Origin of the sequence: Ruegeria sp. EL01, assembly GCF_900313035.1 — a bacterium.
Classification (GTDB): Bacteria; Pseudomonadota; Alphaproteobacteria; order Rhodobacterales; family Rhodobacteraceae; genus Ruegeria.
The window spans coordinates 18181-32727 of record NZ_OMPS01000020.1; the positions used below are offsets into that span (position 1 = coordinate 18181).

11 protein-coding genes and 1 pseudogene are annotated in these 14547 nt (G+C 54.4%); 8 read left to right on the plus strand and 4 right to left on the minus strand.

Annotation, left to right across the window (positions count from 1 at the left end):
* Window positions 1-4 precede the first annotated feature (4 nt).
* Entirely contained in the window at window positions 5-943 is a 939-nt protein-coding gene (locus D9K61_RS10170; RefSeq protein WP_162946832.1) for a LysR family transcriptional regulator, read from the minus strand.
* A 114-nt stretch (window positions 944-1057) separates the two neighbouring features.
* On the opposite strand from D9K61_RS10170, the gene D9K61_RS10175 reads away from it, so the two are divergent.
* The 7 genes from D9K61_RS10175 to D9K61_RS10205 all read left to right on the plus strand — a co-directional run bounded on the left by D9K61_RS10175 (window position 1058) and on the right by D9K61_RS10205 (window position 9459).
* On the plus strand, window positions 1058-1933 hold the full coding sequence (locus D9K61_RS10175) for an ABC transporter permease (protein WP_216825777.1): 876 nt from the start codon (window positions 1058-1060) through the stop codon (window positions 1931-1933).
* Between the two features lie 12 nt (window positions 1934-1945).
* Complete coding sequence (locus D9K61_RS10180; RefSeq protein WP_254055738.1) at window positions 1946-2752, plus strand: ABC transporter ATP-binding protein; 807 nt, start codon at window positions 1946-1948, stop codon at window positions 2750-2752.
* 22 nt (window positions 2753-2774) lie between these two features.
* Window positions 2775-3926 carry an ABC transporter substrate-binding protein gene (locus D9K61_RS10185; RefSeq protein WP_120633148.1) on the plus strand — a complete coding sequence of 384 codons (1152 nt, stop codon included), beginning with the start codon at window positions 2775-2777 and terminating at the stop codon, window positions 3924-3926.
* Between the two features lie 93 nt (window positions 3927-4019).
* On the plus strand, window positions 4020-4904 hold the full coding sequence (locus D9K61_RS10190; protein WP_120633149.1) for a xanthine dehydrogenase family protein subunit M: 885 nt from the start codon (window positions 4020-4022) through the stop codon (window positions 4902-4904).
* Window positions 4904-5383, plus strand: coding sequence for a (2Fe-2S)-binding protein (locus D9K61_RS10195; RefSeq protein WP_120633150.1), 480 nt, complete (start codon window positions 4904-4906; stop codon window positions 5381-5383). The genes D9K61_RS10190 and D9K61_RS10195 overlap by 1 nt, the downstream gene beginning before the upstream one ends.
* Window positions 5384-5429: 46 nt before the next feature.
* Entirely contained in the window at window positions 5430-7787 is a 2358-nt protein-coding gene (locus D9K61_RS10200; RefSeq protein WP_120633151.1) for a xanthine dehydrogenase family protein molybdopterin-binding subunit, read from the plus strand.
* A gap of 286 nt (window positions 7788-8073) precedes the next feature.
* Window positions 8074-9459: a YjiH family protein gene (locus D9K61_RS10205; RefSeq protein ID WP_120633152.1), complete on the plus strand. Its 1386-nt coding sequence runs from the start codon at window positions 8074-8076 to the stop codon at window positions 9457-9459.
* Window positions 9460-9989: 530 nt separating this feature from the next.
* Here the strand turns inward: D9K61_RS10205 and D9K61_RS10215 are convergent.
* Window positions 9990-11020 (minus strand): annotated as a pseudogene (locus tag D9K61_RS10215) (IS110 family transposase).
* A 225-nt stretch (window positions 11021-11245) separates the two neighbouring features.
* The gene (locus D9K61_RS10220; protein WP_120633154.1) at window positions 11246-12190 is read right to left on the minus strand and encodes an IS110 family transposase; all 945 of its coding nucleotides are present in this window, start codon (window positions 12188-12190) and stop codon (window positions 11246-11248) included.
* Between the two features lie 87 nt (window positions 12191-12277).
* On the opposite strand from D9K61_RS10220, the gene D9K61_RS10225 reads away from it, so the two are divergent.
* Window positions 12278-13216, plus strand: coding sequence for a LysR family transcriptional regulator (locus tag D9K61_RS10225; RefSeq protein ID WP_120633155.1), 939 nt, complete (start codon window positions 12278-12280; stop codon window positions 13214-13216).
* On the opposite strand, the gene D9K61_RS10230 is transcribed toward D9K61_RS10225, so the two are convergent.
* Entirely contained in the window at window positions 13209-14447 is a 1239-nt protein-coding gene (locus D9K61_RS10230; protein ID WP_216825778.1) for an adenosylhomocysteinase, read from the minus strand. The genes D9K61_RS10225 and D9K61_RS10230 overlap by 8 nt on opposite strands.
* Between the last annotated feature and the right edge of the window lie 100 nt (window positions 14448-14547).

Genomic DNA, 14547 nt, shown 5'->3' on the forward strand with positions numbered 1-14547 from the left:
GACCCTAGGTGTTCTGGTTTGCTTCATCGTCTGCTTTGATTTCTGCGATGGCAATTTCCAGATCTTCCATAAAGGTCTCGACAATGATTGAGCCACGCAGATTCTTGCGGGTCACGATGAAGAATTCCGACGTATAGGTATATTCATCGCGCAGAATGGGGAAAAGCTTACCTCGTTCCTCCCACATCTTGGCATAGTGGTTGGGCAGAAATCCGATATGCCCACCGGCCAATAGCATGATGGCGGCCGCCTCCAGAAACTCGACCGAGGCGTGATTGACGCTGTGATCACTGCCCAGCGGAAACAGATCCTCACCTTCCAGGTACGACCGGGTGACCTTGCGACTGTCGGCAATGGCTTGGCGGATTTCCGACTTTTCTGTCAGGCGCGCGATCGGATGGTTGTACGAACAATAGAGCGTGTTGTGTTCAACATAGACGGGTTTGTATCTCAGGTTTGGCAGCTGTTGGTCAAAGGTTCCAAAGGCGATGTCGATATCCCCATCCAACACGGCCTTTTCCAAATGATTCGGCGTCAGAATCGATAACCGAATCGCAATTTCATTGGCCTTATTGTTAAGCATCTCAAGACTGCGGATGATCGGGCTGTTGGAATCCGTAACCGTACTGTCGATCAGGCCCAGCTTCAAAAATCCACTCAGCTTTCCTTTGAGCTCCAGGGTTATGTTCTGGAAATTCTCATGCGCTTTGAACAGCAACAAGATCTGTTCATAAACACTCTCACCCTTGCGGGTCAGACGAAATCCGGTGCGACCCCGATCGCACAACCGGAACCCAAGTCTTTGCTCTAACTGACTAATATGGCTACTGATCGTTGGCTGCCCCACGTTCAGAACAGCCTGCGCATTCGAAAAGCCGCGGCATTCAACAACGGCACGAAAGACATGCAACAGACGGATATCAGTATCGCTTAGCCGGTACACCAAATGCTCCTTCATTACATTGATGAACCTCAATGTATCTGTGAATAGCTTACAATCCTATCACTAAATAATAGCGGCCATGTTGGGGGCGAGAGTTAACCATGGAGACCAACCATGAGCTCGGTACAGGGAAAAGAGATGTCAGACACAAGTATCAAAGCTGGAAACCCAGAGCTGACCAAAACGCGCGACAAGCCAAAGAAGTTACAGCTTCTGGTCACACTTAGCGGTAAGCAAACGATGACCTACGGCCTTATCGGCGCGCTTGTGTTTTTTGGTCTGTGGGAGGTCGCTCACCTGCTGACTGCCGAGGAAGCAAAGCGGTTTCTACCGTCTCCGCTTTCTGTCGTTCAGGCCCTGATCACGCTGATCCAGGAAAAAGACTACATGGCGGACGTCGGCATCTCTGCCTACCGGATTTTCGGCAGTTTCTTCATTGCATGCGCCATTGCGGTTCCTCTGGGCATACTTATGGGATGTTTCGCTCCGATCCGCGCCTTGATCAATCCTGTGATCTCTGGCGCGCGCTACTTGCCTGCGGCATCATTCATTCCGCTTTTGCTGGTTTGGTTCGGCCCAACGGATAGTCAGAAAATGGCCCTGCTGGTTCTTGGCGTGGTCTTCTTTCTGATCGCCTTGATTTTGGACAACACCGAAGCGGTCGCCAAAGAGCTGATCGAGGCGGCCCAAACCATGGGTGCGTCCCGGCGGGAAATCGTGATCAATGTTGTTGGCCGTGCCGCCTCTCCGGCGATCATGGACTCGATGCGTAACATGATCGCGGTTGCCTACACCTATCTGGTCATCGCGGAAATCGTGGCGGCTCAGGACGGCATCGGCGCTGTGATGATGCGGGCCGGGCGGTTCCTGAAGGTCGACGTCATCATGGCGGGCATCCTGACCATCGGGATCATGGGGGTTCTCACTGACATCGTGTTCCGGGTGACGGCTCATTACGCCTTTCCATGGAACCGGAAACGCAAGGGTTGAGGGGGATAAATCATGAAACTGAAACGTGACATCAGCGAACACAATATCATCAGCGTCAATGACGTGACCAAGACATACCTTGGTGGAACGTTCACCGCCGTGGACAACGTGTCCCTCAATATCAAAGAAGGTGAAATCGTTGCCTTCGTTGGCCCATCAGGGTGCGGCAAGACCACTGTCATGCGGATGGTCGCCGGGCTGGAAACACCAACCACAGGTGGCATTCAGGTCAGCGGACACGATGTGCAGGGCCCCGGTCCAGATCGCGGTATGATCTTTCAGGCCTATACATCCTTTCCTTGGCTGACCGCCCGCCAGAACGTCGAATACGGCATGAAAATACTGGGGGTTCCGGCTGCCGAGCGCCGTGAACGCGCCCAAATATTGCTGGAAGAAGTACACCTGATCGCGGCCGCCGATAAGTATCCTGCAGAGCTTTCGGGCGGCATGAAACAACGCGTCGCCATTGCCCGCACGCTCGCCCAAAAGCCCGAAGTGCTTTTGATGGACGAACCCTTTGGTGCGCTGGATGCCCAGGTCCGCTGGGAAATGCAGGAGATGATGGTCGAGATCATGGATGTCGAAAAGAAGACCGTGATCATGGTCACCCACGACATTCAGGAAGCCATCTACATGGCGGATCGCATTGTTTTCTACACCCGCACTCCGGGGCGGATCAAAGAAGACGTCTATATGGATTTTAAGAAGGGCTACCGCTTTACCAGCAAGGAAGATCTGCTGAGCCAGCCCGGATACCTGGAAATCGAAAAACAAATGTTTGCCTGGATGCGCGAAGAAATTCAGCTGCAAGCCGCTTGAAAACCATCACGGGAGAGGAAAAATGAAAATCAAACCCATCCTTAAAACGACCGGCAGCACATTGGCACTATGTGCAACGGCGATCGTCGGAGCAGCTGGAACAGCCGCCGCCGAAGAAGAATTCACCGTCACCATGCTGTCTGTGTCCGTCTACGGCCCCTGGTTCATTGCCAAAGAGAAGGGCATGGCGGATGGCGTCGATATCAACGTCAAGATCATCGAAGACATCACGGCTCGCAATGCTGGCCTGGTCAGCGGCTCCATCCAGTGCATGATGACAACAATGGACTCGACCGTGGTAACCGCTGCGGCCAACGTGCCGGTCAAGCATGTCGCTGTTCCACTGATGTCATATGGCCTTGACGAGATGGTCGTCGATGGCGCGATCCAGTCCGAGGCAGACCTGGCAGGCAAGACCTATGCCGCCGATTATGGCTTCCTCAATCACATGTGGATGCTGTTGACCTTGAAAAAGAACGGCATCCCGTTTGATGGCGCCACCCACAGCATCATGCTGCCACAGGACGCGACAGCCGCCTTTTCCAGCGGCGCGCTAGATGTGGACGTCAACTTCATCCCATTCTCGACTCAATCCGCCGAACGTAAAGGCGCGCATATCCTGAAAAGCACGTTCACCGACAAGACGTATGAACGCGGGTTGGTGTCTGACTCGATTGCATGCTCGACCAACTGGCTCGAGGAAAAACCCGATGTCGCGCGCGAAGTCATCCGCGCCTGGTTCGAGGCGGTCGATTGGTGGAAACAAAACCCTGCCGAGGGCAACGCGATCATCGCCAAAGGGCTGGATTGGCCCGAAGAAGATGTGCGCCTGACGCAAGCTGGCGCGGTCATGCTGACCATTGACCAGAACAAAGGCGCACTCGGTCTGGGCGATGGAAAACCCCTGTGCGAAAGCATTCCCGCCGAGGCACCGCAACCGGATGGTGAACCAAGTGGTTGGGGCGTATTGGTCGGCAAAGAAGTTGACTGCGAGGCCGGCTATCTTGCGGACACCTGGGACCTTTTTAGCAACGTTTATCACGAAGCCGGCGTTGCTGATGCCACGATTTCTGCGGGCGACGGAATAGATTCTTCGATCATCGAATGGCTCGATTCCGAAGGCTACGACGAGACCTACAGCAATAATAATTGGGTTGGGCGCCTGCCAATCTAATCAATTTTGTACTCAAATTCGCCCATCTACCGGGCTGGATATCAACAGCCGGGGGCGGTGTCGCCCCCGCATTGGAAATGTGTGGAAAACGCCATGAAATCTTCATTCACCTACCAACGTGCCACAACCCCCATCGAAGCAGTCGCCATGCTTGCGCAAAAAGGTGCTGGTGCAAAGATATGGGCCGGCGGGACCGACATGACGCTGCATTGGCAGCAGGAAAAAACCAAACCCACAGTTTGCATCGACATTCGCGATCTGAAGGAACTTGATTACATTAAGGTCGAAAGAGACGCGATCCGCATCGGAGCACTGACGTCACTTGCCACTCTGGAACGTTCAGCAGATCAGCACCACGTGCTGGCATCGCTGAGCAAAATCACCAAGTTAATGGCGACCCCGCAGACCAGAACACTCGCAACTGTTGGTGGAAACCTGTGCAATGCATCGCCCGCTGCGGACTTGAGCCCGGCTTTTGTTGCACTTGGGGCAACGGCAATGATCCTCGGCGAAAGTGGTTCGCGCGAAGTGGCGATGTTCGACTTTTTCCAGGGTGTGAACAAAACCGCATTGAACGGCGCCGAGATCCTCGAAGAGGTGACCATCCCGCTGCCCTCGGACGGAGAGATCCACGTCTCGTATCGCCGGATCGACCGAACCGTCGTCGACATCGCTCTGGTCAACGGCTCTGCTGCGGTGAGCGTTGGCTCAGACGGTGTGATCAGCAAGGTCGGCGTTGGCCTTGGCGCTGTGGCTCCAATCATCCTTGATGCGTCTGATGCCAGTGCCGAGCTGGAAGGAACGGCGCTGGCGGATGTGACCGTCGGCAAACTGGCAGCAGTCGCCGCAACCGCCGCGAAACACGCAAAACCCATTTCGGACATACGTGCCTCGGCCGGATACCGACAGGACATGGTCGAGATCATGCTGCGTCGCGCGCTCGAAGATACCATCAAAAATCACGGAGGTACGATCTGATGACTGTACTCAAAGTCAACGGCCGTAAAGTCGAAATCTCTGATCGTGGGGACCGGACCCTGGCCGATGCACTGCGCACCGATCTGGGGCTGATCGGCGCCCGCGTGTCCTGTTCCGAAGGCGAATGCGGATCCTGCACCATTCTGGTTGATGGGCTGCCACAAACGTCTTGCCTGATGTTGGCACAACAGGCCGAAGGCAAGAACATCACAACCATCGAAGGGTTGGCCGACGGTGAAAATCTCCACCCGATCCAACAAGCCTTTATCGAAGAGCAAGGGTTCCAGTGCGGCTTCTGTACGCCGGGTTTCATCCTCAGCGCCAAGGCGTTTCTTGAGGAAAATCCAAACCCCACGGCGGACGAGGTTTCCATCGGCATGAGCGGCAACATCTGCCGATGCGGGGCCTATCCCTACATCGTTAAGGCCGTATTGCGCGCCGCCGAGCTGATGAACGCGCCGGCGCAAGCCGCCGAATAAGCCTGCGATCTTAATTTTACGCCCCAAAACAGGGCGGGAGGAAAACATGGTAAAACACGACAAAGCACTCAACGTTGTTGGCCGCGGATTGCACGTGAAAGACGCCGTTGAAAAGGTAACGGGAACAATCCGTTACGGAGTCGATTACGAAGTGCAGAACATGGTGCACGGCAAAATCGTCCGCTGCCCACACGCGCACGCCAAAATCGTCAAGATCGACACCAGCAAAGCCGAAGAAGTGCCGGGCTACATCGGCATCCTGACGCACCACGACGTTCCACAGAACGACTGGGAAGCAGCTTGGTTCAACTATCGCGGCAAAGTGCTCGACGGGATCGGGCGGTTTGTTGGCGACGACATGGCCGCCGTTGCAGCCACCACGCCCGAGGCCGCTGCCAAAGCGGCGGAATTGGTCGAAATCGAATACGAACTTTTGCCCGCCGTATTCGACATGGAAGAAGCCCGCAAAGCAGACGCCCCTCAGATCCGGTACGAAGGCAACGAGCGCGACCCTTATGGCGTGGCTTGGGGTGATCTCGACGCCGGTAAGGCCGCAGCGGATGTCACCGTTGATTGCGACATCTTCTATGAAAGCCAGCAATATGCACCCCTTGGCCGGAATGCCTGTGTCGCAGAATGGATGGGGGATCGGGTGAATGTTATCACCTCGTCGCAAACCCCCAGCGAATTGCGCGATGGCATACACGAAGCCCTTGGAATTCCACTTTCGAAAATTCGTGTTCAGGCATTGCCTAGCGGCAGCTCGTTTGGTCAGTGGTGGTCGAACAACTTCATGATCATCACGGTGCTTCTGGCCAAACAGGTTGGAAAATCCGCCAAGATCGAGTTGGACAACGAAGAATGCATGTCCACCGTCAAACGCCGCCATCAGGAACGCACACGCGGCTCGATGGGGTGCACCAAAGACGGCGAGTTGACCTTTTTCGATTTTGATCACCTGATCGACAATGGGGGCTATGGTTTCAAGGACGACGTAGGTTTCTTCTGCGTCGACATGTGGGGAAAGAACGGCCACGGCGATTACAGCATACACGGGATCAACACCAATATGGTGACCGCAGGCTGTATGCGCGGAGTCGGGGACTGCACGCTTGGTGCCTCGGTGGAACGTTGCGCGGATCAGTTGGCCGAAAAGGTTGGCATCGACCCAGTTGATTTCCGCATCAAAAACCAGATCGTGTCGGGTGATGAACTGCGGATGCAGCACAGCCGCCATAACCTTAAGGGGCAAGTGGACGAGTACATCAACAACGTCCCCGAACACCTGCGCAAGGATTGGCCAGAGCTGTTCAAACTGTCGGCCGGTGGCACCCGTGCGCTGCTTGAAAAGGGTTCAGAGAAGTTCAACTGGAAGGACCGTTGGAAAGGTTGGGCCGTGCCAACCCAATCTGAGGGCGCACTGCGTCGCGGGATTGGTGTCGGTACCGGCGCCCATGTCTGCGGCGTTGAATTTGAGGGCGCTTCAAATTCGATGGTTCGCATGAACCCCGATGGCTCTGCGAAGGTGCATTGCGCCGTGGGTCGTCAGGGTGCTGGGGCCGAAACCACCCAAGCCATGGTCGTGGCTGAGGAACTGGGCCTGACGCTTGATCAGGTCGCAATTGAAACCGGCGACACCGACAGTTGCCCATGGAACCACGGCTCGCTGGCATCCTCGACCATGTACCGCACCGGATGGGCCAGCCGCGAAGCTGCCCGCGATGTGAAGAACCAGCTTCTGGCTATTGCAGCCCGCGAGTTTTTCGATGGCGTCGATCCCTCCGAGCTGGATGTGGACAATGGCGAAGTTGTTCACGGTGATCCAGGCAAGCACAACCAGCGGATTCCGTTTACGGATGTGCTGAACGAACTGCGATCAGACTCGTTGGGCCAGACCTCTTCGATCACTGGCAGCCCGCGTGTGCCGATGCCCCCTTCGACCACCTTTGCCCGTCAGTTCGGCGCGCAGTTCTGCGAGGTCGAGGTCGACATCGAAACCGGCCAAATCAAGCTGATCGACTTCCTGTGCGTTCAGGACAGCGGGACAGTTGTGAACCCTCAGGTCCTCAAAAACCAGATCATCGGTGCTGCGATCTGTGGGTCCGGTTTTGCGATATATGAGCATATGATCTTTGACGAGGAAACCGGTGCGCTGAAAAACGGCAACCTGCTGGATTACAAACTGCTGCGCTGTGCCGACTTCCCGCATGACGCCGAAGTTCTGTTTGTCGAAGATCCCGATCCCGTTGGTCCGTTTGGAGCACGTGGCGCCGGAGAGTCTCCGATCGCTGCAGGGATCGCAGCCGTTGCGCAGGCCGTTTACAATGCAACCGGGGTTTGGGTGGATATGCCTATGACACCCGAGCGTGTTGTGTCCGCTCTAAAGGCCGCATCTGCAAACTAACCAAACACAAAGCGGGCTCCTCTCCCTCCCCAGTTTCGCTTTGTCAGCGTCTGTTCACAGTAGGGCAGACGCATCAATTTGGGTTTAAAAGCTCAACCAATGGCCATTCGCAAGGTCGACGAAGGCAAGAAGCGTTTTCGGGTAAAACCTATCATTGAAGAATTGCGATATAATTGCCCCTACCGTTGGAACCGGTGGTCTTTCTTAATGTCCAATCGAGGCCTTTGTCGGCGTCAGGTCAAGAAGGAACACGCAGGCACAAAACGCGACTACTCAGGAGGAACGTATGAACCAAAGTTCAAAATTGCGCCCGACAAAAGATAGAGTCTTGGAACACTCTACCGTTTCAACTGGTCTGTTCCTCAAATGTGTTGTGCCGTCAGTGATCGGTCTTATCCTGTTTCTGGTCCCGCTCAACATCGGTGGGGAATACACCATTCCACTTGTCTATTTTGCCAACTCCATCGTCGCTGTACTTGGCAAGGCGATGCACTGGATTTTGCTGCTGGTTCTTACGATATCGTTCGTACTGCCTATTGTGATGCGGTCAAAGTCCACGTCGGGTGATGTTCCGTCTTGGCTTGAGCCGTTGGTCTGCGTCACTTGGTTCACCATACTAGTGCGCGCGGTTGGCGCCCTTTTTTTGATTTCGGTGATGTTCAAAGCTGGACCCGAAGCAATCTGGAGCGAATTCACCGGCGAGATCATCGTCGATGTGGTGATCATCAAACTTATGGCAATCCTGTTTCTGGCCGCGCTTTTGCTGCCCATGCTGACCGAATATGGGTTGATGGATTTCGCCGGTGCCCTGTTGGTAACACCGTTCCGTATCCTGTTCCGGCTTCCGGGACGCGCTGCGGTTGACAGCATGTCCTCGATCCTGGGGTCGGCTTCTGTGGGTATCATTCTGTCCAGCCGTCAATACGAGATGGGACTCTATACCCGCCGTGAAGCAGCCATCATCGCCAGCTGTTTTTCAATGCTGGCCATCCCCTTTTCCGTTGTTTTGGCGGATATCGCGGGCATCATGGATTACTACATCCAGTACTACCTGACCTCGATCGGCATCTTACTGATCCTGGCGATGATACTGGCGCGGATCCCACCGTTGAGCCTGATCGAGGACAGTTTCTACAAAGGTATCGACAATCGCCCCGAAGAGGTTTCTGAAGATGGCCACATGTTCGCGCGCGCTTGCTCAGCGGCACTCGAACGCGGCAATTCCGGACCCGGTTTCGGCACGTATTTTACCAATAGCATTCGGGATTTGGTTGGCATGTGGTGCAACATCCTGCCACCGGTGCTGACCTTTGCAACAATTGCCATGGTGGTGGTGGAATACACGTCCTTCTTCCAGTGGATTGCGATGCCATTTGTACCGCTGGTTCAGATGTTGGGGTTGGAGTTTGCGGCCGGCACCACGCTTGCGATTATCACCGGCGTTGCCGACCCGTTGTTCCCGGTCCTGATCGGGGCTGACATCCCGGCAGAAGTCAATCGAGTGGCGATTGCAATCATGGGCTTAGTTCAACTGATCTTTATGACTGAAACCGGCGTGGTGCTGATGAAAAGCAAGATTGATTTCAGGCTCTGGCGGCTGGCCGCGCTGTTCATCCTCAGGCTGATCATCGGCTTCCCCCTGGCCGTTGCCGCTGCTCATCTCATCGTCTAGATGCGGAGGAAAACGCGCAACTGACCCAAATACCCATTGCTACAAGTTACGGTGCATTGACGGTTTGTAGCCTATGCAGATGAGAGTTCTTTCGTGTATGCTGTGTGTCGTTTTCAGTTGTTGATTGGGCAATATGGGACGACAGCTTTGTCCTGTGTGGATGCCTCCTGCAACGCAAGACTTTTTTGAAGTAATCGGCAATTTGTCAGATACGGTCTTGTGTTCGGCCCGTTTGCGCGGAACTCAAGCCCGCTGGCCTTCTGTGGTTGCCGCCAATAATGCAAGAAGTTTCTGGCGCGTGTGCTGGTGATCGAGCGCGGTCTTCTGTCAGGCCTTTGCAGTGCGGTCTGTCATAAGCCGCTGGCCGGTATGGTGATCCGCGGAACAGGTCCAAATCTGATGACCGAGCTCGTTTGCTCGAAGGCCAGCGCTGGTTTTCCCATCCCAGATCTAAACGATCATTTTGCCCATGCAGTCGTCGACTTCTCACCTCCCTTTCACCGGCTGTTGTCGCGTGTGCAGCAGTTCATTTACACTGCGACTGCGCCAGCCAGTTCTCGGTAGTCTTCGTTTCTTGTCAGCATCGCCCAGATAGCGCGTGCCATTTTGTTAGCCAAAGCAATTGCGACCAGCATCTGGGGCTTTCTTTTCATCAGTTTCGCCAGCCAGACCCCATCCGGGATGGATTTTCGCCCCAGCCAGTTCAGCCGTGACATTGCCCCCATGATTAAGAGTTTGCGGATATCATCCTGCCCGGCCTTTGAGACACGTCCCAATCGTTCTTTTCCACCTGACGAATGCTGGAGTGGGGCGAGCCCCAACCAGGCTGCGAAGTCTCTTCCACGTTTGAAGCTCGTCATGCATGGTGCGAACGCCTCTACCGCCAACGCTGTTATTGGGCCGACACCGGGCATTGTTTGCAATCGCCGGGCGGTGTCGGTTTCGGTCGCCAGGTCCTTGATACGCGCGTCTTGATGTCGATGCGTTCCGATATCTCAGATATTTGGATGAGAAGATCGCGACATTCATTGCAAACGAGCTCGGGCAATTTGCTGTCTCGATCATCGACAAGCGTTTCAATCCGTTTCAGATGCGCAATGCCTTGCGGGAATGCATGCCCGAACTCGTATAGATAAGACCTGAGTGCGTTCACCAACTCTGTCCTCTGACAGACCAATTTCTCCCGGACCCTGTACAACATGGCCCGAGCTTGTTGATCTTCTGTTTTGGGGTCAACAAAACGCATTTCCGGACGCTGTGCCGCCTCGACAATCGCTTCAGCATCAGCGGCATCATTCTTTTGCCGTTTGACGAACGGTTTAACGTATCACGGCGAGATCAGTTTCACATCGTGACCAAGGCGAGTTAACTCGCGGGCCCAAAAACTAGAACTACCGCACGCTTCCATTGCGACGACAGAAGGGGCTTGTTTGGACATGAACTGCAGGAACTGTGGTCGGCTGAGCTTTTTCCTGAACTTCACGGTGCCGTCCATAGTTGCACCATGGATCTGGAAAACACTCTTTGCCAAGTCCACTCCAATCATCATATCTTTTCTCATGGTTGCCGTCCTTTCGTCTCAGTGGCTGTAACACCACTAATTTGGCACATTGCGATGCCGTCGAGGGAGGGCAGCAACCACCCCATCTGATGGGTTCCGCAAACCTGTCCCCAATCGGCGACGCGAACCTGAGAGTTCAGGACAAAGCACGGGATTTCAGGTTTTCGGATGACCGCACGTGCCATCATGGCATTCGTCTTGCAATTCGGTTTTGTTTGGCTCCTTCTAAGTCGCTGCTTGGCGGTAGTACGTATCTTTGGTGAGGATCGCCCAGATGATCCTGGCCGCCTTGTTTGCCATAGCAATCGTTGCGAGGCGGACGGGCTTTCGTTCCAGAAGCTGCATGATCCAAGGATGTACACGTTCTGGGTATCCACGGGCACGCTGAACTTGTGAGGTCATGCCGATCACCAGCAGCCTTCGTATATATCGGTCACCCTTCTTGCTGATGCGGCCCAGGCGCTCTTTACCACCGCTCGACTTGTTCAGCGGCGTAAGTCCCAACCAAGCGGCAAACTCGCGTCCATTCTTGAACTGCTTGCCGTCGCCGATGGTGGCGACAATGGCCGAGGCGGTGATAGGTCCGACGCCGGGAACCGACCTGATGCGCTTGGCGCGTTCATCAATCCTAGAATGATACTCAATCAGTTTGTCGTAAAACGTGACCCGTTCATCGAGAGCAATAACCTGTTCGCAGAGCGTCTTGAGCATGCTCTTTGTAACATCAGGCATGTCTAGGCAGTCATCCGTCTGGAATGTCCTGATGAAGCGCATCGCGGCGACTGGACCGTTCCCGATTACATGACCAAACTCACGCAGAAGCCCACGGATCACGTTCAGCATTTGGGTCTTTTGGCGGACGATAAGCTGGCGTACCCGGTGGATGATCAGTAAGGCTTGCTGCTCTTTCGATTTCACGGCAACGAACCGCATGGTTGGTCGCGTGACGGCTTCACAAATCGCCTCTGCGTCAACGGCGTCTGTCTTGCCTCGTTTCACATAAGGCACTATAAATGCCGTCTTCACAGAGTGGACGAAGCATGCGCAATCGGGCTGGCTGATTGGAGAGGTCAGGTTCGCAAAGGTGATGACCCTTTTGTGCCACGGTCCATATCGCGACTTGCTGCGCATTAAATACGACGACGCAGCGCGTATCGCGGAGTTATTCATTAAAAATCCAAGTTATAGGTTTTTTCTATTGACCTGCAGATCAGGAGACCTAACAAATCTTAGAAACGTATCAGGCCACAACACCTCATGGACAAAAACAGACTGCCATCTTTGACTATCCTGCGACGATTGAGTTTTCGACAGATTATCTATTTCAGTGAACTTTGCAGGTTCATGAACTTCCGCAAGGCATCGGAAAGCCTCAGCGTCAGCCAGCCCACTCTAAGTCAACAAATTTCGCAAGTAGAGGAGCGTATCGGGTGTACGTTGCTGGCAAGATCATCGAAAGGGTTCACACTCACCGATGAAGGTTCAAAATTTTTGCGCCTGTGTCAGGAACTCATACAGCTGGGCGTCGTTGGTCTAGATGACATCAGGACCGATCGTCAAACTAGGCCATTGCGCGTTGGAATTCCGAGTTATCAAAGTTATCGACAGATCGAACTCCTCCTGACCGGTTTCAAGGAAGCGTTCCCAGGCGTGTTTCCACACCTAGTCGAGATGACGGCTGTAAATATGTGTTCGGCATTTCGGGAGGACAAATTGGACATCGCGTTCATGTCGCTTCCCACACCGCTTGAGTTGCCGACAAATCTGGATCTGGAAGTGCTCTGGTCTGCTCGGTACGAACTGTGTGTATCAGCTTCACATCCGCTCGCCGCGAAGCCGGCTCTTCAATCCGAGGATATCTCTGATCTACCGCTAATCTTATTGCCAGAAAGCGAGCATTCGCAACAATTCAACTATCAAATGGAGGCGATCCGAAACATCGGGGTTGAGCCGGTAATTTATCCATCCGAGATTTCGCACGTGAGCGCGCAAATCAGTCTGGCCGCCACTGGTGCGGGAGCCTGTCTGATCGTTCCCAATACGATGGTGATCGACAGAGGGGTCCGGTCCATCCCGACCGATCCCCCGTTGCCAGAGCTCAAATTGGGTCTATTCTGGAAAAGGAAGAGCCTAAACCCCATGGTTGAGCGGTTTGTGCTTTTTGCGCGCTCTTTCGATATACAGGCGGTTACCTGACCCAAGCCTTCAGCGATAGGCGGGCGACCTCACGCTCGATGTCAAAGGGAATCGGGTGAGGGCCCGCCTCTACACTGCGTCCTTTTTGAGCCAAGCGTTCGAGGCTTAGTGATTGAAGCGCCAAACCGAGATCCATAACCTCGATCGGATTGCCATCCCCTGCGGCAAGGTTTACCAGATTGCCGTTTGATAGAAGGAATATGCGACGACCATCTTTGAAGGTGACCTGCTTGATCTGGTCACGGACTTGCTTCACATCGGACGCCATGCTCTCCATCGCTGGCAGGTCAATTTCCGTGGAGAAATGCCCGGCGTTAGCGAGGATGCAGCCGTCAGACATAAGTTCGAAGGCTTCCTTTTCCAACACTCTTTCGCGGCCGGTTACCGTGATGACGATCTCGGCGTCTTCAAGCGCCTCAACAAGTGTTGCCGTGTTAAAGCCTTCAAGATGCGCCTCCAACTGACGCATGGGATCGCGGTCGACAACGACAACGCGCGCACCCATCCCACGCAATCGCATGGCAACGCCGGACCCGCAAAAGCCATACCCGATGACAACAGATTTCTTACCATGCAACATGACATTCGTTGCGCGCATCACCCCGTCCACGACAGAGCTGCCGACACCATACCGGTTTTCGACAATCTGCTTGGCTTCCGTGTCGTTGATAATCCAGGTTGCATAGTCGAACGGGGTGAGGTCTTCGCGAAGGCGAAATCCGCCGGTTGTCGTTTCTTCGGTTGCACCCAGAATGCTGTCTTTCAATTCCGCAAACTCAGGCTCATTGGCGATAAACGAGTGCAGATCGGCGCCGTTGTCGGCGATCAGGTCTGGCTTTTCGGCAAGGATCTGACGGCAAAAATCCAGATGGTCTTCGAATGTCTCGTCTCGGTGGCCTAAAGCGGTCACGCCTTCCCAGGTATTGATAGCCGCGGCGGTGTCATTTTGGGTCGAACCTGGACTGCCTGTGATAATGACGCGCGCCCCGCCGGTTTTCAGGGCATCAAGCCAAACGCCGGTTTTGGCTTCGACATGAAGGCAAATTCCAATGGTCAGCCCTTCGAAGGGTCGCTCATTTCCGAACCGCTTTTTCAATCCTGCAAGGATCGGCATATGCGCGCGCGCCCACGCAATGCGATCCTCGCCAGAAGAAACAAGATCGTGCGAGTGATTGGGGTCGAATTCCAACATACCGGCGCCTTTGGGTTGTTTGCAATGTACACTATCCATTCTCACGTTCTTCGCCACCAAGCTGAATTCGAAAGTGGCTATCAAGCATTGCCAAGGCCTATGCCTTTGATCTTTTTGTCATGGCGACGGTCATGGGCAA

Excerpts from the sequence above, each read along its gene's own strand:
- D9K61_RS10175 (WP_216825777.1), top strand. The coding sequence starts at position 1,058 with ATGAGCTCGGTACAGGGAAAAGAGATGTCAGACACAAGTATCAAAGCT.
- D9K61_RS10180 (WP_254055738.1), top strand. The coding sequence starts at position 1,946 with ATGAAACTGAAACGTGACATCAGCGAACACAATATCATCAGCGTCAAT.
- D9K61_RS10185 (WP_120633148.1), top strand. The coding sequence starts at position 2,775 with ATGAAAATCAAACCCATCCTTAAAACGACCGGCAGCACATTGGCACTA.
- D9K61_RS10190 (WP_120633149.1), top strand. The coding sequence starts at position 4,020 with ATGAAATCTTCATTCACCTACCAACGTGCCACAACCCCCATCGAAGCA.
- D9K61_RS10195 (WP_120633150.1), top strand. The coding sequence starts at position 4,904 with ATGACTGTACTCAAAGTCAACGGCCGTAAAGTCGAAATCTCTGATCGT.
- D9K61_RS10200 (WP_120633151.1), top strand. The coding sequence starts at position 5,430 with ATGGTAAAACACGACAAAGCACTCAACGTTGTTGGCCGCGGATTGCAC.
- D9K61_RS10205 (WP_120633152.1), top strand. The coding sequence starts at position 8,074 with ATGAACCAAAGTTCAAAATTGCGCCCGACAAAAGATAGAGTCTTGGAA.
- D9K61_RS10220 (WP_120633154.1), bottom strand. The coding sequence starts at position 12,190 with ATGAATAACTCCGCGATACGCGCTGCGTCGTCGTATTTAATGCGCAGC.
- D9K61_RS10225 (WP_120633155.1), top strand. The coding sequence starts at position 12,278 with ATGGACAAAAACAGACTGCCATCTTTGACTATCCTGCGACGATTGAGT.
- D9K61_RS10230 (WP_216825778.1), bottom strand. The coding sequence starts at position 14,447 with ATGGATAGTGTACATTGCAAACAACCCAAAGGCGCCGGTATGTTGGAA.